Source organism: Thiobacillus thioparus DSM 505 (assembly GCF_000373385.1).
Classification (GTDB): domain Bacteria; phylum Pseudomonadota; class Gammaproteobacteria; order Burkholderiales; family Thiobacillaceae; genus Thiobacillus; species Thiobacillus thioparus.
In genome coordinates this window covers 516957-542385 of sequence record NZ_KB891316.1, presented here as the reverse complement: position 1 = coordinate 542385, position 25429 = coordinate 516957, and the positions used below count along the sequence as shown (strand labels likewise).

The window sequence follows — 25429 nt, the reverse complement described above, 5'->3', positions numbered from 1 at the left end:
CGTTCAGGCACCGAGATGGTGCGCGGCCTCTGAATGCGTTGCTGACCCGCGGTTCTGGAACCCAGTAAAAACAAGGTGCCAGCCAGGTGCCTGCACCATGGCATAACGATTGCTAGATGTTGTAGCAAGCAGACCGAATGCAACGGCGTATCTCGGTCATCACTTTTGGTCTTCCGTTTGGAGTGGTGATATGGATATGAGTACGCCCATGGGACACGGTCCCAAAATGAAGCTGGTCATGGTCGGCAATGGCATGGCGGGGGTGCGCACCCTCGAGGAATTGCTGAAGCTGGCACCCGACCTCTACGATATCACCGTGTTCGGCGCCGAGCCGCACCCCAACTACAACCGCATCCTGCTGTCGCCGGTGCTCGCTGGCGAGCAGACGGTCGACGACATCATCCTCAACCCGACCGACTGGTACGCGGACAACGCCATCCACCTGCATCTCGGCAAGAAGGTAGTGAAGATCGACCGCTCGGCGCGTTATGTGGAAGCCGAGGACGGCACCCGCGCCGAATACGACCGCCTGCTGCTTGCCACCGGTTCCAATCCCTTCATGCTGCCGGTGCCGGGCGCCGACCTGCCGGGCGTGATCAGCTTTCGCGCCATCGCCGACGTCGACGCGATGATCCGCGCCTCCAGCCAGTACCGGCACGCCGTTGTCATCGGCGGCGGCCTGCTCGGGCTGGAAGCGGCCAACGGCCTGATGAAGCGCGGCATGGACGTGACCGTGGTGCACATCGGCCCGTGGCTGATGGAGCGCCAGCTCGACGAACCCGCTGCACGCCTGCTGCAGAAGAGCCTGGAAGAGAAGGGCATGAAGTTCCTGCTGCAGAAGCAGACGGCGGAACTGGTGCGCGGCGAGAGTGGACGAGTCGCCGCGATCAAGTTCAAGGACGGCGATTCCGCGCCCGCCGACCTGGTCGTGATGGCGGTCGGCATCCGCCCCAACACCGAGCTTGCCGAATCGGCCGGCCTGCACTGCAACCGCGGCATCGTCGTCAACGACACGATGCAGACCTTCGACCCGCGCGTCTATTCGATCGGCGAGTGTGCCGCGCATCGCGGCGTCGCCTACGGCCTGGTCGCACCCTTGTTCGAGCAGGCCAAGGTGTGCGCCAACCATCTGGCGCACTACGGCATCGGCCGCTACCAGGGCTCGGTGACCTCGACCAAGCTCAAGGTCACCGGCATCGACCTGTTCTCGGCCGGCGATTTCATCGGCGGCGAGGGCACCGAATCCATCCTGTATTCCGACCCTATCGGCGGCGTCTACAAGAAGCTCGTCATCAAGGACAACAGGCTGGTCGGCGGCGTGATGTACGGCGACACCGTCGACGGCGCCTGGTATTTCGCGCTGCTACGCGACGGCAAGAACGTGTCCGAACTGCGCGACCATCTGATGTTCGGCCAGGACCACTGCGGCAACCTCGGCCACCAAGGCGTCAACAAGGCCGCGACCATGACCGACGACATGGAAGTGTGCGGCTGCAACGGCGTGTGCAAGGGCGACATCGTCAAGGCGATCCGCGAGAAGGGCCTGTTCACGCTGGAGGACGTGAGGAAGCACACCAAGGCGTCGAGCTCCTGCGGCTCGTGCACCGGGCTGGTCGAGCAGATCCTGGCGGTCACCGCAGGCGGCGATTACTCGGCTGCGCCGAAGACCAAATCGATGTGCGGCTGCACCGACCACACCCATGAAGCCGTGCGCGAGGCAATCCGCGACAACAAGCTGCTGACGATCCCGCAGGTGATGACGTTCATGGAATGGCGCACACCCAACGGTTGCGCCAGTTGCCGGCCGGCGCTCAACTATTACCTCATTTCGACCTGGCCGGGCGAGGCGGAGGACGATCCGCAGTCGCGCTTCATCAACGAGCGCGCCCATGCCAACATCCAGCGCGACGGCAGCTATTCGGTGATCCCGCGCATGTGGGGCGGACAGACCACGCCGGCCGAGCTGCGCCGCATCGCCGACGTCGCCGAGAAATACGCCATCCCGACGGTGAAGGTCACCGGCGGCCAACGCATCGATCTCTTGGGCGTGAAGAAGGAGGACCTGCCGAAGGTGTGGGCCGACCTCGACATGCCGTCCGGCCACGCCTACGGCAAGGCGCTGCGCACGGTGAAGACCTGCGTCGGCTCCGAGTGGTGCCGTTTCGGCACCCAGGACTCGACCCAGATGGGCATCGACCTCGAGAAGGTGTTCTTCAAGATGTGGGCGCCGCACAAGGTCAAGCTCGCGGTGTCGGGCTGCCCGAGGAACTGCGCCGAAGTCGCGATCAAGGACGTCGGCATCATCGGCGTCGATTCCGGCTGGGAGATCTACGTGGCCGGCAACGGCGGCATCAAGACCGAGGTCGCGCAGTTCCTCGTCAAGGTGAAGACGCCCGACGAGGTGCTCGAATACTCCGGCGCCTTCCTGCAGCTGTATCGCGAAGAGGCACGCTATCTCGACCGCACCGTGCACTATGTCGAGCGCGTCGGCCTCGACTACGTGAAAAAGAAAATTCTCGACGACGCCGACAACCGGCGCGCGCTATACGAGCGCCTGCTGTTCGCGCTGTCGGTCGAGCGCGATCCCTGGGTCGAGCGCGCCAGGGAAGGCAAGCTCAAGCATGAATTCGAAACCGTCGCCGCATGAAGGAAGCACACGATGAATAACTGGACTGACATCCTGGATGTGAACGACATCCCCAAACTCGGCGCACGCGTGGTGCGCCACGGCAGCCTCGACATCGCGGTGTTCCGCACCGCCGACGACGAGGTCTTCGCGCTGGAAGACCGCTGCCCGCACAAGGGCGGGCCGCTGTCGCAGGGCATCGTGCACGGCAGGAAGGTGACCTGCCCGATGCATAGCTGGAATATCGAGCTGGATTCCGGCTGCGCCGTGGCGCCGGATCATGGCTGCGCGCGCGAGTTCGCAGTCAAGGTCGAAGACGGCCGGGTGTGGCTGGACTTCGCTGAAGCGGCCTGCGCCGCTGCGTGATGCCCCGAAGCGAACGGGGGGTCAGCGCCCTTCGGGCAGCACGATGTTGACTTCCAGCACCTCGTAGTTGCCCTGCTTCTCGAGTCCCACCTTGATGTCGTCGGGATTGACCGGGAAATATTTGGAAATCACCGCGACCAGGTCCTTCTGCAGGTCGGGCAGGAACTCCGGGCCGGACGCGCAGGTGCGTTCGTGCGCGATGATGAGCTGCAGCCGCTCTTTGGCGACCGATGCGGTGGATTTTTTTTCGCCGAAAATGAGGGAGAGCCAGGACATGTCACTTGCCTCCGAACAGACGCTTGATCAGGCCCGGTTTTTCGTACTCGACGAAACGCAGCGGGTGGGTTTCGCCGAGGAAGCGGCCGATTGCATCCTGGTAGGCATCGGCCACCGGCGTGGCTTTCTGGTGGATCGCCGGGATGCCCTGGTTGGAGGCCTGCAGCACGGCCTCGGATTCGGGAATGACGCCCAGCAGCGGAATCCGCAGTAGTTCCTGGATATCGGTATAGGTCAGCATTTCGCCTTCGTGCGCGCGTTTCGGCGAATAGCGCGTGACCAGCAGGTGCTCCTTCACCGGCTCGCGGCCTTCGATGGCGCGGCGGCTTTTCGACTGGATGATGCCGAGGATGCGGTCGGAGTCGCGTACCGACGAGACTTCCGGGTTGGTGACGACGATGGCCTCGTCGGCGAAGGTCAGCGCCATCACCGCGCCGTGCTCGATGCCGGCAGGCGAGTCGCAGATGATGTAGTCGAAGCCCTGGTGTTCCAGCTCCTTCAGCACTTTCTCCACACCTTCCTCGGTGAGCGCGTCCTTGTCGCGCGTCTGCGAGGCGGGCAGTACGAACAGGTTGTCGCAGTGCTTGTCCTTGATCAGCGCCTGGTGGAGGTTGGCGTCGCCCTGGATGACGTTGACGAAGTCATACACCACGCGGCGTTCGCAGCCCATGATGAGGTCGAGGTTGCGCAGGCCGACGTCGAAATCGATCACGGCCGTCTTGAAACCGCGTAGTGCCAGGCCGCTGGCGATCGAGGCGCTGGTGGTGGTCTTGCCGACGCCGCCCTTGCCGGAGGTGACAGTGATGATGGTGGTCACGGAGCTTCCTTCTTTTTGCATGGTTTAGAGAGGTTCGATGACGATCTGGCTGGCATCGGCCAGCCGGATTTGCGCCGGTTTGCGCGCCACGGCGGCGTCCGGGGCGGCGTCGAAGGTGCGATAGACGCCGGCGATCGAGACCAGTTCGGCCTCGAGGTGCGTGGTGAAGATCCGTGCCGAGGTATCGCCGCGCGCACCGGCGAGCGCCCGGCCCTTGAGCGGCGCATACACATGGATGCTGCCGTCGGCGATGACTTCCGCGCCGGGATTGACCGCAGCGAGCACCACGATGTCGCCACCCGCCGCATACACCCGCTGGCCCGAACGCAGCGGCTTGTCGATGATGCGGGTGGGAGTGGCGGGCGCTGCAGGTTCCGGTGCCGGCACCGCTTCGGGTTCGGGCACGGGTTCCGGTTCGGCTGCGATGGTAGTGGGAGCCGGCGCGACATCGTTCAGTACCAGTAGCCCGGTCTGCTGGGCGGCGGTGGCCAGTTCGGCGGATGCGTTCTGCACTGCGAACGGGTTCAGTCCCCGGCTTTTCAGTTCCCGCACCAGCCACGCCCAGTCGGGCGAAGGGGCGTCGACCGGCAGGCGTCCGCACTCGAATACCGCCGCCTCGCCGCCGAAAAAGTCCGGCGTCGCGGCAAACAGCGTGGAGATGTGGGTGTCCAGCGCGGCGTGCTCGGCGCTGTTGAGGATGACTTGTATCCCGGCGAGTCGCGTGGTCTTCAGTTCCAGCGCGGGCGCGGGACGGGGCTCACGTCGGCGCGGCATGGCGGGCAGGGGGATGGAAATTCACAAAGCGGAGGGTTCGAAAGCAACCCCGAGAGTCTAGCCGCACCTGCCACACGGGGCAAGGCGCGTTGCTCTGTGCGTGTACTCAGGCGGCCTCTTTCGGTCGCATCTGGCGGCTGTAAAGGAATTCCAGCACCTGGCTGCGCAGCGCGTGATAGCGCGGGTCGTGCGCCAGCTGCAGTCGATCGCGCGGGCGCGGCAGGTCGACGCTGAGGATTTCGCCGATGGTCGCGGCCGGGCCGTTGGTCATCATCACGATGCGGTTGGACAGCAGCACCGCCTCGTCGACGTCGTGGGTCACCATGATGACCGTGCTTTGCGTCGCTGCAACGATTTTCATCAGCTCGTCCTGCAGGTGGGCACGGGTCAGTGCATCGAGCGCGCCGAAGGGTTCGTCCATCAGCAGTACCTTCGGCTCCATCGCCAGCGCGCGCGCAATGCCGACGCGCTGCTTCATGCCGCCGGAGATTTCGCCCGGCAGCTTGGTCGCGGCGTGGGTCAGGCCGACGAGTTCCAGCGCTGCCGAGGTGCGCGCCTTCAGTTGCGCTTTCGATTCGCTGCCGCCGAATACTTTTTCCACCGCGAGATGGACGTTCTCGAATGCGGTAAGCCAGGGCAGCAGCGAATGGTTCTGGAACACCACCGAACGCTCCGGCCCCGGCCCCTTGATCTCCTTGTTGGCGAGCAGCAGCACGCCGTCGGTGGCGTCGAGCAGGCCCGCCACCAGATTCAGCAGCGTGGACTTGCCGCAGCCCGAGTGGCCGATCAGCGCGATGAACTCGCCCTGCTCGACATTCAGGTTGATGTCGGTGAGCGCGGTGAACTTGCCCTTCTTGGTGCTGAACACCATGCCGGCGTTTTCGATCTGGACGTAGCTTTGCATGTTTTTCTCCGTGAGCAGTGAGCAGTGAGCAGTGAGCAGTAAACGGTGAGGGGTTGGCGGTGAGCGGGGGGCTGCCTTTTCCGCTCACCGTTCCCCGCTTACCTCTCACTCATAACTAAACCGTTTCGCCAGCAGCATCAGCCCCTGTTCGAGCAGCAGCCCGACGATGCCGACGACGAAGATGGCGATGATGATGTGGGCGACGTTGAGGTTGTTCCATTCGTCCCACACCCAGAAGCCGATGCCGACGCCGCCGGTGAGCATTTCGGCGGCGACGATGACCAACCAGGCCACGCCGATGGAGAGCCGTACCCCGGTCAGGACGTAGGGCAGTACAGCCGGGAACAGGATCCTGGTGAACACCTTGAACTCAGACAGGTTGAGCACGCGCGCGATGTTCAGATAGTCCTGCGGGATGCGTTGCACGCCGGCAGCGGTATTGAGCACCATCGGCCAGATGCTGGAGATGAAGATCACCCAGATCGATGCCGGCTCGGCCTTCTGCAACACCAGCAGGCCGATCGGCAGCCAGGCCAGCGGCGACACCGGACGTAGGATGCTGATGATGGGCGACAGCATGCGGTTGAGGAAGTCGAAGCGCCCCACCATGAAGCCGAGGGGAATCCCTACCAGGGCGGCGGCACCGAAACCCATCCCGACGCGATACAGCGAGTTGAGGATGTTCCAGCCGATGCCCTGATCGTTGGGGCCGTTGTTGTAGAACGGGTCGGAAAACAGTTCCACCGCCGAGATCCAGGTTTCGTAGGGGCCGGGAATGTTCTTGATGCTATGGGAGATCAGCCCCCACAGGCCGACGAACAGCAGCATGCCGAGCAGGGGCGGGATGGCGTTCCTGAACAGGGTCAGCGCGTTCTCGACGAGGCGCTTGCCTGATTCGGTTTCGAAATAGGGGGTGCGGCGGGTGGGGGCTGCCGCCGTCGACACCTGCGGCGTCGGAGCGATATCCTCGCCGGACAGGAGGTCGTTCAGATTTTCGGTTGTTGCATTGACTGCACTCATATCGCACTCCTGAATGTTTACGCGACGGCGGTGGTGGCCTGCTTCATGGCGGATGCCAGCGTGCCGGCGGCTTCCGCCCACGCCTCGAACAGCTGACCATGGAACAGCTGGGCTGCCGTGTCCTTGATCGGCAGCACCTGCCGCCAGCTGCTGCATACCAGTGCAATTGTTTCCGGCGTCATGGCCTTCCTTTCTTCAATCAGGCCTTGATCTTGAAGCTGTCGGCGTAGGCCTTGGGGTTCTTGCCGTCCCACACCACGCCGTCGATCAGCTTGCTGCTGCGCATGTCGGACTTCGGCAGCGGTGTCTTGGTCTGGGCTGCGGCCTGCTTGTAGATGTCGATGCGGTTGACCTTCTTCGCCACCGCCAGGTAATCCGGATGCTCCTTCAGCAGCCCCCAGCGCTTGTGCTGGGTGAGGAACCACATGCCGTCGGACAGGTAGGGGAAACCCACCAGCCCGTTGTTGTAGAACTTCATGTAGTTGGGGTCGGTCCACTTCTTGCCGATGCCGTTGTCGTACTGGCCGAGCATGCGGTCCTCGATCGAGTCGAAGTCGGTGTTGACGTAGGACTTGGCCGAGATGATCTTCGCGACCTCCGAGCGGTTCGACATGGTGTCGATGTACTTCGATGCATCGAGAATGGCCGCGACCATTGCGCGAGCCGTGTTCGGATACTTCTGTACGAACTCGGCGGTGGTGCCGAGCACTTTCTCCGGGTGGTCCTTCCAGATGTCCTGCGTTGTCACCGCGGTGAAACCGATGTTGTCGTGAATCGCGCGCGCACCCCACGGCTCGCCCACGCAGAAGCCGTCCATGTTGTCGACGCGCATGTTGGCGACCATCTGCGGCGGCGGCACGGTGATGACCTTGGCCTGGGTGAAGGGGTTGATGCCATAGGCCGCCAGCCAGTAATACAGCCACATCGCGTGGGTGCCGGTGGGGAAGGTCTGGGCGAAGGTGTATTCCTTGGGCTCGGCGGCGATCAGCTTGGCGAGCGAGGCGCCGTCGGTCACTCCCTTGGCCTTGAGCTGGTTCGACAGCGTGATCGCCTGGCCGTTGTTGTTGATCGTGGCGAGCACCGCCATGTCCTTCTTCGGCCCGCCGATTCCCATCTGCACGCCGTAGATCAGGCCGTACAGAACATGCGCCGCGTCGAGCTCGCCGTTGACCAGCTTGTCGCGCACCGCCGCCCACGAGGCTTCTTTCGAGGGCGTGATGGTGAGGCCGTACTTCTTGTCGAATCCCTTCACCGAGGCCATCACGACCGACGCACAGTCGGTGAGCGGAATGAAGCCGATGTTGAGGTTGGGTTTTTCGGGGGCATCGGAACCGGCGGCCCACGCACCCTGGCGCACGCCCGGCGGCACCATGGCCATGAGGACGGCGGCGACGGAAAGTCCGGTGGTCTTTTTCATGAAGTCACGCTTGCTCTGGTCTTGCACATGAGATTTGTCCTGGATGTCGCTCACGGTGTGTTCTCCAAATGCCCGGAGGGCATAAATAAAAAAGGCGTCGCCTTCAGGGCGGACGCCTTTGTCCAGTGATGAATGATTTGACGGTCACGCTGAAAGCCACATCGTTGCGACTGTTCAGTTCAGGTTTAGCAACCGCTGTGCCAGCTATTCAAGTGCCTTGTATTGCATGCGTTTTATGGAAATCGGCCCGGTCATGTGCAGTTGCGCACCGGGAATTTGTGCACCCACGCGGTGCATGTTTTCACTGCCGTGCACCAATCGGGGCGGCACGCCTCACGCCAGCGGCTTCTGCAGAATCTGCCGCGCAATGTCCGCCAGCTTCAGGCCGCGATCCATCGCCGCACGCCGCATCTCGCGGTATACCTCGGGCTCCGATGCCCCGGTCTGCTTGATGAGCAGCGCCTTGGCCTGGTCGATCAGCTTGCGTTCCGACAATTCGAGGCGCGTCTGTTCCAGCTGGTCGTGCAGCGCCTGGAATGCCTCGAAGCGCGACACCGCGACGTCGAGGATCGGGCGGATGCGCGCGGGGTCGAGCCCGTCGACCACATACGACGTCACCCCCGCCTGCGTGGCCGCGCGGATCGACTCTGCGCTGCCGTCGCCGGTGAACATCACGATCGGACGCGGACAGTCCTGGTTCACCACGCAGATGTGCTCCAGCGTGTCGCGGTCGGGCGAGTCCTGCGCGATGATCACCACGTCCGGGCGCAGCGCCTGGATCTGCACATCCAGGCTGCGCGCCGAATTCAGCGTGGCCGTCACCACGCAGCCCGCCGCTTCCAGTGCCGGTACCAGCATTGCCAGCCGATCCGGCTGGTTCTCGACAATCAGTATGCGCATGCTTGTTTCATGTTCTGGGTTGCCTCCAAAAAAACGCGGCCTCCGGAGAGGCCGCCAAGTCGGAGGAGACTGCCTGAGCAACCTGGCCTTGCGGTTTGGATACTCAGTCAGGGTGTAGCAGGGGGCGTGCCAGCTTGCAGATTGATTAATAATCAAATGCTTATTGATAATCGAGGGGGTGAACCGGTTGGTTGGGATGTACGCTTGTGGTGCATGAAACGGACAATCGGAATCAAAACGGGGCGCATGCGAGGCGGCCGGGCATCTTGCTACCCGAATGTCCGGTCATCGCTTACGTATCAACGTGGTTGATCGTGGGGCGGCCTGTCGGACGGGTGCCGCCGCGGCGGATGCCGGACGGGCGGGTAATAGATCGGCTGGGGCACGTAAACCGGTTTCTCGATCACAATGGGAGCCGGAGGCTGCAACGCACGGCGCCGGGCATCTTCGGCCTCCTCCGCGCGACGGGCGGCTTCCATTTCGCGGGCCAGTTCCTGTGCCTTTTTCGCTCGTGCCTCGGCTTGGCCGATGGCCTCCGCGTCGGGTTGCGCCGCGTCCTTCAACTGCTCCGCCTTGAAGCCGGCCGGCGGCGGCAGGGAGGAATACGTGACACGCCCCGCGCTGTCCCGCCATTTATACAGCGGTGCGGCATGCGCCGCCTGGCAGGCAAATCCGACAAGCAGCAAACAAAGTAACTTGAGTGGAATCATCGTGGCTCCGGTCGGGATTCCCGCGCGCCGGGAATCGCCATCCCGTTTCCATTCTGGAAGGTGGGGACGGAATGTCCGGCCAGCCGGTTCCGGCTTACGAGCATCGCATCTGCGGCGTCAGTTTCATCCATTTCATCAGCCAGGCTTGTGCCCGCGCCCGGGCATGACGCGTGGCGATTTTCTCCTCGGGCGTCTGGTCGGGGCGGAAATCGAACGCACGCCGTGCCATCGGATATTCCTGCCATTCCACCGGGACGCCGCGTTCCCATAACGCATAGAATGCCCGCCCGCCGTTCATGCGACGCAGCTCGTAGTCGGCGTCGCCGATCAGGTAGAGGACAGGGGTGGTGATCTGCATGATCTCCGGCGCCACGCGGAACAGCTGATCCGGCTCGGGCGCGTTGGGGTTCTGCATGTGGCCGTAGTAGCTGACGATGGCGGCGATATCGGGGCCGCGCTTGGCGGCCAGGCGGATCGCGTAATACGGGCCGCGCGACAGGCCGACGATGCCGACCGGTTGCTTGCAGGCATTGGGCAGCGACTTCAGGTAATCGAGCCCGGCCTCCACATCCATTTCGGTGTCGGGGTTGTGTGCTGAGGGCCAGCGTTCGATGAAGCGCCCACTCTGCCAGTCGGGGGCGACGACGAGAAAGCCCTGTTCGGCGAGTTCGCGCACGTGGGCGCGTTCGTCGCCTTCATAGCCGCGCTTGGCGTGGATGAACAGCACTGGCGGGAACGGGCCTTTGCCGGCAGGCGTGGCGATTTCCACAGGCACCTCGGTGCCGTCGGCGGACTGGATGGTGGTTTTGCTCAGATCGACGGCCTGGGCGAGGACCGGGGCCGCCAGCGCCGATGCTAAGATGGCGCCCGCAATGGCGAGTCTTCTCATGGTCTTCTCCTGTCGTTTTTCTGGCCCTTATTCTAGGCCCGTGCCTTCGATTTCACGTGCAGTCAAAAAGTACCCGGCGGGGGTCGAGCCTGCCGGGCGTCGATCCCTTGAAGGGTACGGTTCGCCGTGAGTGCGTCTTTCGACGAGCCGTCGATCCCGCCGCGGCTGCGGCGACCGCTTGCGGCCCTGTGGATTTCGCTGGGGCTGCATGCGGCCGTGATCGCGTTGGTGCAGGTGGTGCCGCCAGCGGGCGTCAGCGTGGAAGCGCCGGTGATCGAGGTGCGCCTGGTGGCGCCACCCCCGGCGCCTGCGGTCAATGCACCGCCGCCGCCATCGCCTGTCGCGCCGGAGCCGGATGTCGCGTCCGCTGCGCGGCTGGCCCCGAGCCCTGCGCCGAAGGCCTTGCCCGTGGCGCCGCCACCGCCCGTTGTCCCGCCGCCCGCCGCCACGCCGCCGCATGACGCGCCGTTGCCTACGGCGCCGGCCCCTTCGCCGACAGTGGGTCCGGTGCCGGCCGCCGCGCTCACCAGTTCGGTCGACCTCACCTATTACAACGCGCGCGATCTCGATGTGCAGCCGCACGCGCTGCGTGTCATCCGGCCGGACTATCCGGCCGAAGCCGACCGCCAGCGCGTGTCCGGCACGCTCCGCCTGCAATTGAAGCTGGAAGCCGACGGGCGCGTCAGCGACATCGAGGTCGTGAGCGCGACGCCGCCCGGCGTGTTCGAGGACTCCGCGATCAAGGCGTTTCGCGATGCGCGTTTTGCGCCGGCACAGAAGAACGGCCGCCCGGTACGCGCGCTGGTGGTGATCGAAGTGGTGTACGACTGGGCGGGCCAGCCTCGCTAGGAGGGGGCAGACCGTATGCCTCAGGAATCGGGCGGCGCCGCAAGTCCTTGCAGGATGGGACAGTCGGGGCGGTGGTCGCCGTGGCAGGCCTGCGCCAGCGCGACCAGGGTGGCACGCATCTCGCTCAGCGCGGCGATGCGCGCGTCGAGGTCGGCGATATGGGCCTCGGCCAGATGTTTGACGTCGGAACTGGCGCGGCCGGGGTCGTCCCACAGCGACAGCAACTGCCGGATCTGCTCAAGCGAGAACCCGAGGTCGCGGGCGCGGCGGATGAAGCGCAGCAGGTGCACATCGCGTTCGTTGTATTGCCGGTAGCCCGAGAACGTGCGGTTGCTTTCGCGGATGAGGCCGATATGTTCGTAATGACGGATCATCTTGGCCGACACGCCGCTGGCGCGGGCGGTTTCGCCGATGTTCATGTGCGGGGCCGCCAGCGCTTGAGCGTGAGCGCGTTCGTGACCACGCTGACGCTGGAGAAGGCCATGGCCGCACCGGCGATCACCGGGTTCAGGAAACCGAATGCCGCGAGCGGAATGCCGACCACGTTGTAGACGAAAGCCCAGAACAGGTTCTGCCGGATCTTGGCGTAGGTGCGCTTGGAAATGTCGATGGCGTCGGCCACCAGCGCCGGGTCGCCGCGCATCAGCGTGATGCCGGCGGTGTGCATGGCGACGTCGCTGCCGGAGGACATGGCGATGCCGACGTCGGCCGCCGCGAGTGCGGGTGCGTCGTTGATGCCGTCGCCCACCATTGCCACGGTGTTGCCCGCAGTCTTGAGCTGGCTCACGTGTGCAGCCTTGTCGGCCGGCAATACCTCGGCCAGCACGTTGTCGAGGCCCAGTTCGCGGGCCACCGCCTCGGCAGCGCCGCGATTGTCGCCGGTGAGCATGACGGTCGTGATGCCCTGTTCCCTCAGACGCGCCACGCCTGCGGCTGCGCTGGGTTTGACCGCATCGCCGAAGGCCAGCAAGCCGAGCGCATGATGATCGCGGGCGCGCGCCAGCCACGACACGCTGCGGCCTGCGGCTTCGTGTTCGGCGGCCTTGGCGTCGAGCGCGGCGGTGTCGACGCCGTTCTCGTTCATCAGGCGACGATTGCCCAGCCACCAGGTTTCGCCTGCCACCTCGCCGGCGATGCCGCGCCCCGGCAGCGCCTGTTGCGCACGCGCAGGTTGCGGCGGGATCGCGCGGGCCGCGCTTTCCTCCAGCACCGCGCGCGCCAGCGGGTGCTCGCTGCCGGCCTGCAATCCGGCAGCGATGGCGAGCACCCTGTTCTTATCGCTATCGTCGATCGCCAGGTAGGCCGCCACGTGCGGCGTACCGTCGGTGAGCGTGCCGGTCTTGTCGAACACCACCGTGCCGATCTTGTGCGCCAGTTCCAGCGCTTCGGCGTCCTTGATCAGGATGCCGTGGCGGGCGGCAACGCCGGTTCCTGCCATGATCGCGGTGGGGGTGGCAAGCCCCAGCGCGCACGGGCAGGCGATCACCAGCACCGCCACCGCGTTGAGGATGGCCTGTTCGGCGTTGCCGCCCAGCGCCCACCAGGCGACGAAGGTGATCAGGGCTATGCCCATCACCACCGGGACGAACACCGCGCTGACCTTGTCTACGAGTCTCTGGATCGGCGCCTTGGCGGCCTGCGCGTTCTCCACCAGGCGGATGATGCGTGCCAGCGTGGTTTCCGTTCCCACCGCCGTGGTGCGCGCCACCAGCACGCCCTGCGCGTTGATCGCACCGCCGGTCACCGTGTTGCCCGGCTGCTTGTCGACCGGCAGCGATTCGCCAGTGAGCAGGGATTCGTCGACCTGGCTCTCGCCTTCGACCACTTCGCCGTCCACCGGCACCCGCTCGCCGGGGCGGATCACCACGAGGTCGCCTACGCGTATCGCGTCGATGGGCATATCGCGATCGACGCCGTCGAGGCGCACGCGCGCGGTCGTCGGGCGCAGGGCCTGCAGGGCGCGGATGGCTTCGGTGGTCTGGCGCTTGGCTCGCGCCTCCAGCCATTTGCCGAGCAGCACCAGGCTGATCACCACCGCCGAGGCTTCGAAATACAGGTGCATCGCGTCGGCACGCGTCAGCAGCAGGTACAGGCTCAGGCCATAGGCCGCGCTGGTGCCGACCGCAACCAAGAGATCCATGTTGCCGCTGCCGGCGCGCAGGGCTTTCCAGCCGGCGCGATAAAAGCGCGCGCCCAGCCAGAACTGCACCGGGGTGGCGAGCGCCAGTTGCAGCCAGCCCGGCAGCATCCAGTGCGCCCCCAACAGGCTGGCGAACATGGGGGTGATCAGCGGCAGCGACAGCCCGATCGCCAGCGCAACCGGCCACCAGTCGGGCAGGGTGCGCGCCGGGAGGGTCGTGGGTGCTGCAGTGGTTTGCGGCAGTCGCGCCTCATAACCGGCGCGCTCCACTGCGGCAATCAGCGCGGCCGTCGACGTGCCCTGCGTGAGCTTCACTGTCGCCTGCTCGGTGGCCAGATTGACGCTGGCATCGAGCACGCCGGGTACTTTGTTCAAGGCTTTTTCCACCCGTGCCGAACAGCTTGCGCAGGTCATGCCGATGATGTCGAGTTTCAGCGATTCGGTCGGCACGCTGAAGCCGGCCTTCTCGATGGCACGCTGCACCGACGCCATATCGGTGTCGCCCACAACCGTCGCGATCTCGGTCGCCAGATTGACGGTGGCCTCGGTCACGCCCGGCAGTTGCTTGAGCACTTTTTCCACCCGCGCGGCGCAGCTCGCGCAGGTCATGCCCTGGATGCCGACAGATAATGGGTTGGTCATGTGCAAACTCCTGTGGATACGGTTGAGTGCACCATAAACCTTGCCATCATGGCAAGGTCAAGCCAATCTGCCGCGGGTCAGATCAAGGGGCGGGCACGCAGCGGCAGGGCATAGTAATCGGCGAGCCGAGCCATCGCAGCCGGGTTGATGAGTCTTAGGCGGCCATTGCCAAGGGTATAGAGCCCCATCGTCTGCAGACGTTTCAGGGTCTTGTTGGTGTGCACCAGCGACAGGCCGAGGGCGTCGGCGATGTGTTGCTGGTTCAGCGGAAGGGGCACGCCGTCGGGGCCGGCCAGGCCGATGTGCTCAGCACGTTTGTATAGATGGATCAACAGCATGGCAATACGTTCTGCCGCCGAACGTCGTCCCACCGACAGCAGATTTTCGTCGACGATCAATTCCTCAGCCGCGGACAGCCATGTGATGTCGAATCCCAGTCCCGGGTGGGTGCGGTAAATGTCCCACAGGCGCTCATTCGGAAAAACGCACAAGGAGACGTCGGTCAAGGCCTCGACACCGTGCGGCGAGGCCTGCCCCAGTTGATGCTGCAGGCCAACGAAGTCGCCCGGCAAAAGAAAATTGAAAATCTGGCGCCGGCCGTCGCTCAGCGTGCGGTAGCGGAAAGCCCAGCCTGACAACAGTGTATAGAGCGTGTTGCTGGCACCACCTTCGCGCACGATTACTTTGCCTGCCCGCACCGGTGTCTGGCGTTGCTTGATGGCCTGGATAAATTCGATTTCCGCTTCGCTATTGGCGGAAAACGCGCCGGTTTTGCGCAAAGGGCAGGCGCTGCATGGGATTGGCTGATTCATCAATCGATACCGGTAAACGGGCCGAAGGAATCGTAAGGGATTTCGCGTAACGGCAGGTATGTCTTTTCACATTGCCGCTATCTCGGCCATCGATTATGTTGCACTTCCGCTACCGGAAACCCATCGCATGCCCAATGTCTATCAATTGATCTATCTGAGCCGCCTGACCGAGGCGGCCTCGCCTGCCTGTGTGGCAGAAATTGTACGGATGGCGCGCCAGCGCAATCTGGCTTCCCACATCAACAGCCTGCTTGTATTCGACGGCTGGCGCTTTTGCCAGACGCTCGAGGGCGAGTATGCGGCAGTATGCGACCTGGCCGATCGCATTCGTATGGATGAACGACATACCGGCTTCCGGGTGCTGTATCGGGCGGAATCGACGGCAGTGAATCTGTTTGGCCGGAGCAGTCTCGACTATGCCCTGAGCTATGACGATGGCCTGAGCTGCCTCGAAGCAGCACGTGGTCCGGAAGCCCTTGCCCTGCTCTCCGGGCTGTTGCCCGGACTGGATCGGGAGCCGGTCCGCCCCGATCAGTAAATTCCTACCGGTATTTTTCGGCTGATTCCTACGCGGGCTTGCAACTGCCTCCGACTGCAGCCGCCCCGCCACTCATCCACACTGCCCCTACAGGCTCGGACCGGCTCCATCTCGCCGCAGATGCGGAGGGCGAGCCGTGGTCTGTCATGCCGGCATCCGCCGGGCGTGCATTCTGGACAGGAGAAACATGTCATGAAACCCAATACGAGCAAATCCGGAATACAGGGCGAGGGCGATTACGACTCTGCCAAAAAATACGATGAGCAAGCGCGTGCCTTTGCCGAGTCCGGCAAGGTCGAGCAGGCGGCGAAAGCGGCCGCACCGCGCAATGCACAGGAGAAGGAGGACATGCGCAGGGCCGAAGCCGAAGGACGATCGCACGCCAAGGTCGATCCAAAAGGCAGTAAGGACAATGGGTCGCCCAGTCGTCCCAAGCCGGTCAAGGAAGCGCCCGGAAAGCATCCTCAAGGACGCAACCCCGCTCCTGAAAAGCTGCCCGGACGTTGAGCCCTCCGCTTTGTCACGCGTTGAATTTATCCAATGAATCAGGAGATACCCATGAATATGTTTTCATCCAGCCCCATCCTTTCATCCAGTACGATCTCGGGCGACAAGGTCGTCAATCGCCAAGGCGAGGATCTGGGCGACATCAAGGACCTGATGATCGATGTCGATAGCGGTCGCGTCGCGTATGCGGTTCTGGAATTCGGCGGTTTCCTCGGCTTAGGCAGCAAGTTGTTTGCCGTCCCCCTTTCGGCGATGGAAGTCGATCCGGAAAACCACCGCTTCATCTTCGACCAGAGCAAGGAAACGCTGAAAAACGCACCCGGGTTCGACAAGGACAACTGGCCGAATTTCTCCGATCGCGATTGGGGTACGAATGTCCATGCGCATTATGGCGTCCGCCCGTACTGGGAGTGATGGACTTCCGTCCTTGTCTGTATGGAGAGGGGCGGCGTCTTCTATCCGCCGGGCGGGATTGCCCGCAGGATTTTCCGGCTTATTCGAGGAGTTCACATGAACAGTACGAGCCACTGGGGCGTCTGCATGTCTTGCAAATGGTGGCAGATCGAACCGAGTGCCCATCTGGAGAGCGCAACCCACGGCCTGTGCATCGACGCAACGCTCCAGCCTTATATGTTGCGCGTATCGGGTCGCAGCGGATGTACCCGCTTCGCGCAGGGCGAACCAGCACGAGCCGAAGGCTCCGGAGCGTGTCCGCCCACCGCGGAGCCGGTTCGTTGAAGCGTGCGGGCCATCGTCCCTTCCGGTTAGCCGGAGAGTGGGGGCCGATACAGCGTGATCACGCAGAGGAAGGAGGCCGTCATGCCAAGAGGAAGCAAAGCGAAGTACACCGACAAACAGAAACGCCAGGCTGAGCACATCGAAGACAGCTACCGCGAGCGCGGTGTCCCGCAGGATGAAGCCGAAGCGCGTGCTTGGGCCACCGTCAACAAAATGACGGGAGGAGGCAAGAAAAGCGGTTCGGGGCGAGGCAAGGAAATCGATCCGTCTCCCGCCAGGTCGGGCGGCAGAAAGGGTGGCGCTGCCTCTGCCGCGCGCACGGCAGCCGAACGTAGTGCCTCGGCGAAGAAGGCTGCCCAAACACGCGCCCGTCATGCCGCAGCCAAGAAGCCGGAAGCCGAACGGTCTGGATGAAATCGACGCGCGATCTCTTCCGCAGCGAACCCCCAGAAGGGCGGTTACCGAGCGTCCCGCTGGCGCGTCCGGACCGGAAACGGGCGCCCAGTTGTCCGTCAGCGAGAACCTACATTGCCGTGCCGGGAAACTTACAGTTTTATCGGCAGTGTCGGATACCGCCCTCCCTGCGCAGGAATTAACGTTCAAAACACCGAATCGAGCGTGAGGCCGGCGGCACGAGTCTCTGCTCATGGCGCGCCAATCCGATTGGGTCGTGTTCAAACCCATTATTGAAGGAGATATCCATGAAGCTCAATCCCGCAATATTCCTGGCGCTCGGTTTTGCCGTTTCTGCCGCCGGGCCGCTGTATGCCGCCGATTCAAGCGGCCACCAACAGGATCAATCCAGTACGTCGACCGGCATGACAAGTGACGCGACCCAAAAGAACTACCAGGATGCCCTGGATAACTGCAAGAAAAAGACCGGGGCGGCCAAGTCAAAATGCATGAAAAGCGCAGCTGAGGAAAAGTGCAAGGATCTGACTGGAACGGCAAAGTCGACGTGTATGAAGGATGCGACGAGCAAACATCCCCGTTCGTCCGTCGATTCACCGGGCATGAAACGCCAGCAGGATGGCGGTCGCACCGATATGCCGGGTGAGTCCCCCATGGGAGGACCCACTGACGGCTCATCCGGGCAGCCCGGCTCGCCAGCCGGTTCGTCCAACGGTTCTTATAAATAGCGATCGCACGGAGGTCGTGGCCCCAGAGGCCGCTCTCCGCGTGCGCCACGTTCTTTCCTATCGGTGCACGCCTGTGCACAGGGCATGAGGCGTGTGGGGCGTCAGCATCTGCCTACATCGCCGAGAACGGAAACTGACAATTTTCTCGGCGAATGCGGATGGTGGACACAAGCCGCGGGACCTAGAGTGGTGATCACGCCGAGCCGACCGACAGGCAGCATGCCAGCCATCGGACGCTCCGGCCAGTTCGCCACCCAAATCCACTTGAAGGAGTTTGAAATGAAATTACGCAACGCGATGTTCATTGCCTTGGGGCTTTCCGCCATGGCTCCGCTCTATGCCGCCGATATGAAGGATGTCATGGAAGATCGAGCCGAGGCCCGCCACGACGCCGCCAAGAATCAGGCAGAAAGGAACTACGACATAGCCAAGGACAATTGCAAAAAAATGGCTGGCAATGCGAAGGACGTATGCATGAAGGATGCGAAGGCCGCCTATGTCGGCGCCAAGGCCCAGGCCAAGGCAGATGAGAAAGCGACCGATAGCCAGGCCGAAGCCAACGAAGACAAGATGAAAGCCGACTACAAGGCCGCCAAGGAGCGTTGCGACAGCCTGTCGGGCAGCGCGAAGGATGCCTGCGTCAGCGAGGCGAAAATGAAATACATGCAATAGCAGGCGAGTTCCGGTGTGCGTCCCCTGGCGCCTATCAGCGGATCGGGCGCCACGTCGCGACCGGACGACTTCCCGATCCCCCCGCCCGCTGTTCTTGCGGACGAACCCTGATCGCATAGAAGAGAGAGTCCATGACCAAGCCGAAGAATACGTCCCCTACGCCCGCGAAAAGGAATACCGCCCCGCATCCGTTCGAGCAGGCGGGTAACGGTGGCGAATTGCATCAGACGACCGACCAGCGCGGTCATTCGCTCACGACCAATCAGGGCGTGGTGATTGCGGACGATCAGAATTCGCTCACCGCCGGCGAACGGGGGCCGACGCTGCTCGAGGACTTTGTCCTGCGGGAGAAAATCACCCACTTCGACCACGAACGCATCCCCGAGCGGATCGTGCATGCGCGCGGCTCGGGCGCGCACGGCTATTTCCAGGCTTATCGCGATCTTGGCGAACTGACCTGCGCGGCCTTCCTGCGCAACCCGGATGTGCTGACGCCCGTGTTTGCACGCTTCTCCACGGTCGCCGGCGGGGCGGGATCCGTCGATCTGCCGCGCGACGTGCGTGGGTTTGCCGTCAAGTTCTACACGGAAGAAGGCAATTTCGATCTGGTGGGCAATAACATCCCGGTGTTCTTCATCCAGGATGCGATGAAATTTCCCGATCTGGTCCACGCCGCCAAAATGGAACCCGACCGCGGCTATCCCCAGGCGGCGACTGCGCACGACACGTTCTGGGATTTCGTTTCCCTCATGCCCGAGAGCATGCACATGATCCTATGGGCCATGTCCGATCGGGCGGTCCCGCGTTCGCTGCGCATGATGGAAGGGTTCGGGGTCCATACCTTTCGCTTTGTCAGCGCGGAGGGAAAGTCGATTTTCGTCAAGTTCCACTGGCGTCCCCGCATCGGCTCGGCTTCCGTCCTGTGGGACGAGGCCGTGAAGATTTGCGGCGCAGACCCCGACTTTCACCGGCGCGACCTGTACGAGGCGATCGAGCGCGGCGACTTCCCGGAATGGGAGCTGTCGGTGCAGACATTCGACGAGGCCACCGCCGAGTCCTTGCCCTTCGACGTACTGGATCCGACCAAGCTGATTCCGGAAGAAACCCTGCCGTTGCAGCCGATCGGGAAAATGGTGTTGAACCGCAATCCCGACAATTTCTTTGCCGAGACCGAGCAGGTCGCCTTCCATCCGGGACATGTCGTGCCGGGCATCGATTTCAGCGACGATCCCCTGCTGCAGGGGCGGCTCTTTTCCTATCTCGACACCCAGCTGTCTCGGCTTGGCGGTCCCAATTTCCATCAGCTGCCCATCAATCGGCCGCGCTGTCCGATGCACAACTTTCAGCGCGATGCCCTCATGCAGACGGACGTTCCCCAGGGGCGGGTGAACTACGAGCCGAACAGCCTTGCACCCGAATCGCCGAAAGAAAATCCGGCCGCCGGATTTGCCACGCATCCTGCCACCCAAAGCGGCGATAAGATGCGGGTGCGACCGGAGTCCTTCAGGGACCATTACAGCCAGGCGCGCCTGTTCTACCGTTCGATGACCGCGCCGGAACAGGATCATATCGCCAGCGCTTTTGCCTTCGAGCTCGGCAAGGTGGAAACCGTCGCCATACGTCGCCGCGTACTCGGCCATCTCCGCCATGTCGATCCGGAACTGTGCGACAGGGTGGAGCGGGGGCTGGGCATGGAAGGCCAGGCCGACGCGATTGCTCCGGCTGCACCGCCGGTCGATCTGGACCTTTCCCCGACCCTCAGTCTGTTGGCGAAGGCTAAGCCCACGCTGGAAGGCCGCAAGATCGGCGTCCTGGTCAGCGAGGGCTACGACTCCGCCATTCTGGATGCCCTGCAGACCGCGGCCGAGACCGAAGGCGCGGTTCTGGAACTGATCGGTCCGCATGTCGGCGAAATCAAATCCAGTTCTGGCCAGACACTCACGCCGCACCACGCCGTGGCGGCCGCTCCCTCGGTCCTGTTCGATACGGTCGTTCTGGCCATTTCCGGGCCGGTTGTCGATGCCATGAAGCAGAAGGCGGCGGTGATGAATTTCATTCTCGATGCCTATGCGCATCTGAAAATCATCGGGTACACGCCCGATGCGATGCCTCTTCTGGACCGGGCTGAAGCCGCAATCGACGACGGCATCGTGGAGATAGATACTCGAGGAGGCGTGACCTCCTATATCGACGCAGCCAAATACGGACGCGTCTGGTCGCGAGCCGTGCTTGTCCAGGCATAGCACCCGCTGGCCACTCTCACTCAATCTTTGAAAGGAGCTCCTATATGAATTTCCCGCAACGTGCTTTCCCTTCCTCGACCCTGGCGACATCCGGCGGCATCAGTACGGCCATGCTCGAGAACATGAGTTTCCCCTACGAACTTCCGGCCTTGCCTTATGCCATGGATGCGCTGAGCCCGGTCATTTCCGAAAACACGCTCAGGTTCCACCATGGCAAGCATCATCAAACCTATATCGATGCCCTCAACAAGGCGATCGACGACACCGAGTTCCAGGCCATGCCGATCAAGGCCATGATCCTGGCTTCCGGCGCGGGCGGAAAAACCGAGATTTTCAATAATGCGGCTCAGGCCTGGAACCACGCGTTCTACTGGGACAGTCTCTGCGAAAAAGGAGGAGGCGATCCGTCGCCGATCCTGAAGCAGATGATCGACGCATCCTTTGGTTCGGTCGAGGCGTGCCGTCAGGAACTCCTGCATGCCGCCGTGACCCAGTTCGGAACCGGCTGGGCCTGGCTGGTTCTGGAAGGCAAGAAAATCAGCGTGATGAAGACCGAGGACGCGGATACGCCGCTGACGTCGGGCATGAAGCCCCTGCTCGCCATTGACGTATGGGAACACGCGTATTACCTCGATTACCAGAACCGGCGCAAGGACCATGTGGCCGGAGTCATCGACAAACTCATCAACTGGAAGTTTGCCGCCGACAATCTCGCCTGAAACCCGAAGCCATCACGTCAAGGAATTAATCCCATGAATAACAGCGAAAGCATCGCCCGCGACGGAGAGATCCCGATTTACGACGCGGTCAGGCACCTCGCGCGGGACGAGGTCGAGAAGACGGTCCGGGATAACGCAGCCGCCCGAGACTTTGACGTCACCGACGAACACATGAGCGTGATCCATTCCCTGATCGAACACTACAAACAGGATTGCAGGTCACGCGACTGTCTTGCCGCGCACGAACACATGCGCTTCCTTGAGGAAGCGTATGAGTTCAAGGGAGGCGGAAAATATCTGTACCGGCTGTTCGACGCCGTGCCAGGCACGCGCGGCGTCCTCATGCCGATTCATGAGCTCGCAGGATTACCTACCCTCAGGCTGGAACAAGACAAGGGATTCGGAACGGCGTTCTGAACGGATAAGCACCCATTGCCAGGTGCGTCGCTCAGTGAAGCCGATCCGGTTGCTCGATGACACCACGCGCGAAGACAGTGGTCGCCCTGTCGCTCGCGGCGGTGGCAGTCCTGCTCGTGGGGGCGGCGAGCGTGCGGAACTGGAATGGTCTGCGCGAGCCGATTGCTCATGCGGTTCACGTCAAGACGGACCGCACATTGCGGATCGGGGGTGATCTCGACATTGGATTGCGATGGCCGTATGTGCAGGTTCGCGCGGCCGATGTGACGTTTTCAAATCCATCCTGGGCCAGGCGGACGAACATGATCGAAGTGCGACATGCGACGGTCGACATCGCCATTTCCCCGCTCTTTCGCGGCCGGATCGTGTTTCAGGATGTCCAGCTCGATCATGCCGCGCTTGCCTTTGAAAAGAGCCGGGACGGCCGCAGGAACTGGCTGCTCGATCGGCGTCAGCGCGACAGCGAGGCCCGTGTCGTCATCCGGCATCTTGCTGTCAGCGACGGGCGCGTCGAGTACGACGAGCCTGCGCAGGATACGCGTCTGAGCGCCCGGATCGCGACCGCGAAGCGCGGGCCGGACGGCGCATCCGCGCCGTTGACGTTCACCGTGCAGGGGCGCTACAAGGGCGAGTCCCTTGTCGCGCAGGGCGCCGGTGACCCCGTGCTGGCGTTGCGTGACAAAACGCGGCCGTACCATCTGAATGTGTCCGGAAAGATCGGCCAGACCGCGGTCGGCGCAGACGGTCACATCACCGATCTGCTCAAGCTGTCCGCGGTCGATCTCCAGATCGTGATCAGTGGCGCCAGCCTTGCGCAGCTCTATCCATTGGTCGGCGTCGTCTTCCCGGATACGCCGCCCTATCGAACTCACGGCCGCCTGGTGCATGGTCCCCGCCAGTGGCGTTACGAAAAATTCACCGGCGAAATGGGCAGAAGCGATATCGCAGGCAGTCTCAGCGTCGACACGGAGGGCAGGCGTCCCACCCTGGTTGCCAGACTCGATTCGACGCGCCTCGACATTTCCGATCTGGGACCCCTCGTCGGGGCCGGGCGCGCAAACGGAGGGGCTGCGGCGGCCCAACGTGCACCAGCCGGCATCTTGCCTCGCAAGGCCTTTCGGACCGAGCGTTGGAACCATATGGACGCGGATGTGACCCTCAATGCCGGATCGATCGATCGCCCGGAAGCGTTGCCGCTCCATAGGTTGTCGACGCGTTTGCAATTGCGCGACGGGCGCCTGAGGCTGGATCCCTTGCAGTTTGACGTGGCGGGCGGGACGCTGGCGGGCTCGGTGGAGCTGGATGGCCGCGCATCGCCGATCCGCGCGGCGGCGAAACTCAAGGCGCGCAAGCTGCAGTTGGCCGGGCTGTTTCCCACCTTCGACCGCACCATGACGAGCATCGGCGAATTCAATGGAAACATCGATCTAAAAGGGCAGGGCGATACTGTCGCGGCGATGCTCGGTAGCGCGGACGGGAGGGTGTCGCTTCTGATGGACGGCGGTGAAGTCAGCAAACTGATGATGGAGACAGTCAGCCTTCATCTGCTTGAAATTATGCAACTGAAACTCGCCGGCGACGAACCCGTCCGGATCCGCTGCGGAATCGCCGATTTCGGCGTGAAGCAGGGCGTCATGGAGCCCGACATCCTGGCCCTCGATACCGACGTCAGTCGCATCGACGGAAGCGGGCGGATCGATCTCGGGCAGGAACGCCTCGACCTCACCGTCGTGCCGAAAAGCCGAAAGCTCAGTCTGGTCGCATTGCGTACGCCCATCCACGTGCAAGGCAGCTTCGCCCATCCGCAGGCCAGCCTGGACAAAGGCAAGCTGGCCATGCGCGGTCTCGGTGCGCTTGCACTGGGCGCGGTCAATCCCGCACTGGCACTCCTCCCGCTGATCGATGTCGGGCACAGCGTCGAGAGCGAGTGCCGACGCCTGATCGAGGAGGTAAGAACGTCCGGTCGCTAACTGCACCCGAACCCGTCCGGAATGACGTATAACCTCATTGATCAATCCCTATCGGAGGCATGATGGACAATGCGCACGAAACCCCTGTCGACCTTGCGCGAGGCCGGGGAGAAAGCGGTTTCGCCGAGACGCCGGAACCCGCCCGGATTTCCACCGACATCCACAGCCTTCCGCTCATCCTGCTGACCATATTCGCGAGCGTATTCATTCTCGACTGGGCCGAGGATTTCTTCATTCCGCTGGTCCTGGGCATCATCATCAGCTATGCGCTTTCCCCACTGGTCAAGCAGTTGCAGAAATGGCATGTGCCGCGCGCGGTCGGAGCCGCGGTGTTGTTGCTCATGATCGTGGGCGGCAGTGGCTTCATGGCGTATTCGCTGCAGGATGAAACTGCGAGCATGATTGAAACCCTGCCCGAGGCGGCGCAGAAATTTCGCCATACCCTGAACCAGGAATGGCGCGGTTCCAAGGGCGCGATTGATAATGTACAAAAAGCGGCGGATCAGATCGAACACGCCGCGAGCGAGACGGCTGCGGCAACGTCGCCGACGCCGCGCGGGGTGACCCGCGTCCAGATCGAGCAGCCCAAGCTCAATATTCGGGACTATCTGTGGAATGGCACCCGAGGCGCGTTGTCCTTCCTGAGCCTCGCTGTGATGGTGTTGTTCCTGGCCTACTTCCTGATGCTTTCGGGCGACGCGTTCCGGCGCAAGCTCGTCAGGCTCTCCGGTCCAACCCTCAGCAGAAAGAAGATCACTGTCCAGATGCTGGACGAGATCAGCGTCCAAATTCAGCGTTACCTGCTGGTTCAGGTCTTCACCAGCATTCTCGTCGGGATCACAAGCTGGCTCGCCTTTCTCTGGATCGGTCTGGAGCATGCTGCCGTGTGGGGCATTGCGGCCGCCATCCTCAACCTCGTTCCCTACCTGGGCGCCATCATCATCATCGGCGGGACGGCGCTGGTGGGTTTTCTGCAATTCGAGAGCATGGGCATGGCGCTTACGGTCGCTGCGATCTCGCTCGCCATCCACGGCCTGGAAGGAAATTTGCTGACGCCCTGGCTCACCGGCCGTGCGAGCCGCATGAATGCGGTGGTTGTTTTCGTCGGCGTGTTGTTCTGGGGATGGTTGTGGGGTGCGTGGGGACTCTTGCTCGGCATGCCGATCATGATGGTCATCAAGTCGGTGTGCGATCGCGTCGAGGAATTCAAGTCCGTCGGCGAATTCATGGCGGGCTAAGGCTTCCGGAAGTGCCCGCCTGCCCGGCGTACATCCTTTCCTGCACCGCGATCCGCATGCGATCAAGGTCATCCGACACGCGCTTCCTTCATTCCTACATGCGGAA

At 63.0% G+C, this 25429-nt stretch carries 28 protein-coding genes; 15 read left to right on the top strand and 13 right to left on the bottom strand.

Going from position 1 to position 25429, the window contains the following annotated elements; all coding sequences use genetic code 11:
• Positions 1–190: 190 nt before the first annotated feature.
• Positions 191–2647: a nitrite reductase large subunit NirB gene (gene nirB, locus B058_RS0102860; protein ID WP_026240586.1), complete on the top strand. Its 2457-nt coding sequence runs from the start codon at positions 191–193 to the stop codon at positions 2645–2647.
• A gap of 12 nt (positions 2648–2659) precedes the next feature.
• Positions 2660–2992: a nitrite reductase small subunit NirD gene (gene nirD, locus B058_RS0102855; protein WP_018506962.1), complete on the top strand. Its 333-nt coding sequence runs from the start codon at positions 2660–2662 to the stop codon at positions 2990–2992.
• A 21-nt stretch (positions 2993–3013) separates the two neighbouring features.
• Here the strand turns inward: nirD and minE are convergent, their stop codons facing one another.
• The 10 genes from minE to B058_RS0102805 form a co-directional block, all read right to left on the bottom strand.
• Positions 3014–3268, bottom strand: coding sequence for a cell division topological specificity factor MinE (minE, locus tag B058_RS0102850; protein WP_018506961.1), 255 nt, complete (start codon positions 3266–3268; stop codon positions 3014–3016).
• Position 3269: 1 nt separating this feature from the next.
• Positions 3270–4085, bottom strand: coding sequence for a septum site-determining protein MinD (minD, locus tag B058_RS0102845; RefSeq protein ID WP_018506960.1), 816 nt, complete (start codon positions 4083–4085; stop codon positions 3270–3272).
• A 24-nt stretch (positions 4086–4109) separates the two neighbouring features.
• Positions 4110–4859: a septum site-determining protein MinC gene (minC, locus tag B058_RS0102840; protein ID WP_018506959.1), complete on the bottom strand. Its 750-nt coding sequence runs from the start codon at positions 4857–4859 to the stop codon at positions 4110–4112.
• Positions 4860–4965: 106 nt separating this feature from the next.
• Positions 4966–5763 (bottom strand): ABC transporter ATP-binding protein, encoded by a 798-nt coding sequence (locus tag B058_RS0102835; protein ID WP_018506958.1) that lies wholly within the window; start codon positions 5761–5763, stop codon positions 4966–4968.
• Between the two features lie 105 nt (positions 5764–5868).
• Positions 5869–6783: a nitrate ABC transporter permease gene (ntrB, locus tag B058_RS0102830; RefSeq protein WP_018506957.1), complete on the bottom strand. Its 915-nt coding sequence runs from the start codon at positions 6781–6783 to the stop codon at positions 5869–5871.
• Positions 6784–6800: 17 nt separating this feature from the next.
• The gene (locus B058_RS18100) at positions 6801–6965 is read right to left on the bottom strand and encodes a globin family protein (protein ID WP_018506956.1); all 165 of its coding nucleotides are present in this window, start codon (positions 6963–6965) and stop codon (positions 6801–6803) included.
• A 17-nt stretch (positions 6966–6982) separates the two neighbouring features.
• The gene (locus B058_RS0102820; RefSeq protein WP_245539256.1) at positions 6983–8200 is read right to left on the bottom strand and encodes a CmpA/NrtA family ABC transporter substrate-binding protein; all 1218 of its coding nucleotides are present in this window, start codon (positions 8198–8200) and stop codon (positions 6983–6985) included.
• A gap of 333 nt (positions 8201–8533) precedes the next feature.
• Positions 8534–9100, bottom strand: a complete 567-nt coding sequence (locus B058_RS0102815) for an ANTAR domain-containing response regulator (RefSeq protein ID WP_018506954.1) — start codon at positions 9098–9100, stop codon at positions 8534–8536.
• A 299-nt stretch (positions 9101–9399) separates the two neighbouring features.
• The gene (locus B058_RS0102810; RefSeq protein WP_081616712.1) at positions 9400–9810 is read right to left on the bottom strand and encodes a DUF4124 domain-containing protein; all 411 of its coding nucleotides are present in this window, start codon (positions 9808–9810) and stop codon (positions 9400–9402) included.
• A 94-nt stretch (positions 9811–9904) separates the two neighbouring features.
• Positions 9905–10699 carry a dienelactone hydrolase family protein gene (locus tag B058_RS0102805; protein WP_018506952.1) on the bottom strand — a complete coding sequence of 265 codons (795 nt, stop codon included), beginning with the start codon at positions 10697–10699 and terminating at the stop codon, positions 9905–9907.
• Positions 10700–10825: 126 nt separating this feature from the next.
• Between B058_RS0102805 and B058_RS0102800 the strand changes: the two genes are divergently transcribed.
• Positions 10826–11548: an energy transducer TonB gene (locus B058_RS0102800; protein WP_018506951.1), complete on the top strand. Its 723-nt coding sequence runs from the start codon at positions 10826–10828 to the stop codon at positions 11546–11548.
• A 20-nt stretch (positions 11549–11568) separates the two neighbouring features.
• Here the strand turns inward: B058_RS0102800 and cueR are convergent, their stop codons facing one another.
• The 3 genes from cueR to B058_RS0102785 form a co-directional block, all read right to left on the bottom strand.
• Entirely contained in the window at positions 11569–11967 is a 399-nt protein-coding gene (gene cueR / locus B058_RS0102795) for a Cu(I)-responsive transcriptional regulator (RefSeq protein ID WP_018506950.1), read from the bottom strand.
• Positions 11964–14330: a heavy metal translocating P-type ATPase gene (locus B058_RS0102790; protein ID WP_018506949.1), complete on the bottom strand. Its 2367-nt coding sequence runs from the start codon at positions 14328–14330 to the stop codon at positions 11964–11966. Before B058_RS0102790 ends, cueR begins: the two co-directional genes overlap by 4 nt.
• 77 nt (positions 14331–14407) lie before the next feature.
• On the bottom strand, positions 14408–15142 hold the full coding sequence (locus tag B058_RS0102785) for a Crp/Fnr family transcriptional regulator (protein ID WP_026240584.1): 735 nt from the start codon (positions 15140–15142) through the stop codon (positions 14408–14410).
• A gap of 58 nt (positions 15143–15200) precedes the next feature.
• On the opposite strand from B058_RS0102785, the gene B058_RS0102780 reads away from it, so the two are divergent.
• The 12 genes from B058_RS0102780 (at position 15201) to B058_RS0102730 (ending at position 25323) form a co-directional block, all read left to right on the top strand.
• Positions 15201–15680, top strand: a complete 480-nt coding sequence (locus B058_RS0102780; RefSeq protein WP_018506947.1) for a BLUF domain-containing protein — start codon at positions 15201–15203, stop codon at positions 15678–15680.
• Positions 15681–15872: 192 nt separating this feature from the next.
• Positions 15873–16187: a hypothetical protein gene (locus B058_RS0102775; protein WP_018506946.1), complete on the top strand. Its 315-nt coding sequence runs from the start codon at positions 15873–15875 to the stop codon at positions 16185–16187.
• Between the two features lie 51 nt (positions 16188–16238).
• Positions 16239–16601 carry a PRC-barrel domain-containing protein gene (locus tag B058_RS0102770; RefSeq protein ID WP_018506945.1) on the top strand — a complete coding sequence of 121 codons (363 nt, stop codon included), beginning with the start codon at positions 16239–16241 and terminating at the stop codon, positions 16599–16601.
• Positions 16602–16697: 96 nt separating this feature from the next.
• Positions 16698–16925 carry a hypothetical protein gene (locus B058_RS17730; RefSeq protein WP_157265483.1) on the top strand — a complete coding sequence of 76 codons (228 nt, stop codon included), beginning with the start codon at positions 16698–16700 and terminating at the stop codon, positions 16923–16925.
• An 81-nt stretch (positions 16926–17006) separates the two neighbouring features.
• The gene (locus B058_RS0102765; protein ID WP_018506944.1) at positions 17007–17339 is read left to right on the top strand and encodes a hypothetical protein; all 333 of its coding nucleotides are present in this window, start codon (positions 17007–17009) and stop codon (positions 17337–17339) included.
• 287 nt (positions 17340–17626) lie between these two features.
• The gene (locus B058_RS0102760) at positions 17627–18064 is read left to right on the top strand and encodes a hypothetical protein (RefSeq protein ID WP_018506943.1); all 438 of its coding nucleotides are present in this window, start codon (positions 17627–17629) and stop codon (positions 18062–18064) included.
• A 279-nt stretch (positions 18065–18343) separates the two neighbouring features.
• Positions 18344–18736, top strand: coding sequence for a hypothetical protein (locus B058_RS0102755; RefSeq protein WP_026240582.1), 393 nt, complete (start codon positions 18344–18346; stop codon positions 18734–18736).
• Positions 18737–18867: 131 nt separating this feature from the next.
• On the top strand, positions 18868–20979 hold the full coding sequence (locus tag B058_RS0102750) for a catalase (protein ID WP_018506941.1): 2112 nt from the start codon (positions 18868–18870) through the stop codon (positions 20977–20979).
• A 44-nt stretch (positions 20980–21023) separates the two neighbouring features.
• Complete coding sequence (locus B058_RS0102745) at positions 21024–21698, top strand: Fe-Mn family superoxide dismutase (protein WP_018506940.1); 675 nt, start codon at positions 21024–21026, stop codon at positions 21696–21698.
• A gap of 33 nt (positions 21699–21731) precedes the next feature.
• A complete protein-coding gene (locus tag B058_RS0102740) occupies positions 21732–22115 on the top strand; it encodes a hypothetical protein (protein WP_018506939.1) in 384 nt (127 codons plus the stop codon).
• 56 nt (positions 22116–22171) lie between these two features.
• Positions 22172–24085: an AsmA family protein gene (locus tag B058_RS0102735; RefSeq protein ID WP_026240581.1), complete on the top strand. Its 1914-nt coding sequence runs from the start codon at positions 22172–22174 to the stop codon at positions 24083–24085.
• 59 nt (positions 24086–24144) lie between these two features.
• Positions 24145–25323 (top strand): AI-2E family transporter, encoded by a 1179-nt coding sequence (locus B058_RS0102730; RefSeq protein ID WP_157265481.1) that lies wholly within the window; start codon positions 24145–24147, stop codon positions 25321–25323.
• Positions 25324–25429 lie beyond the last annotated feature (106 nt).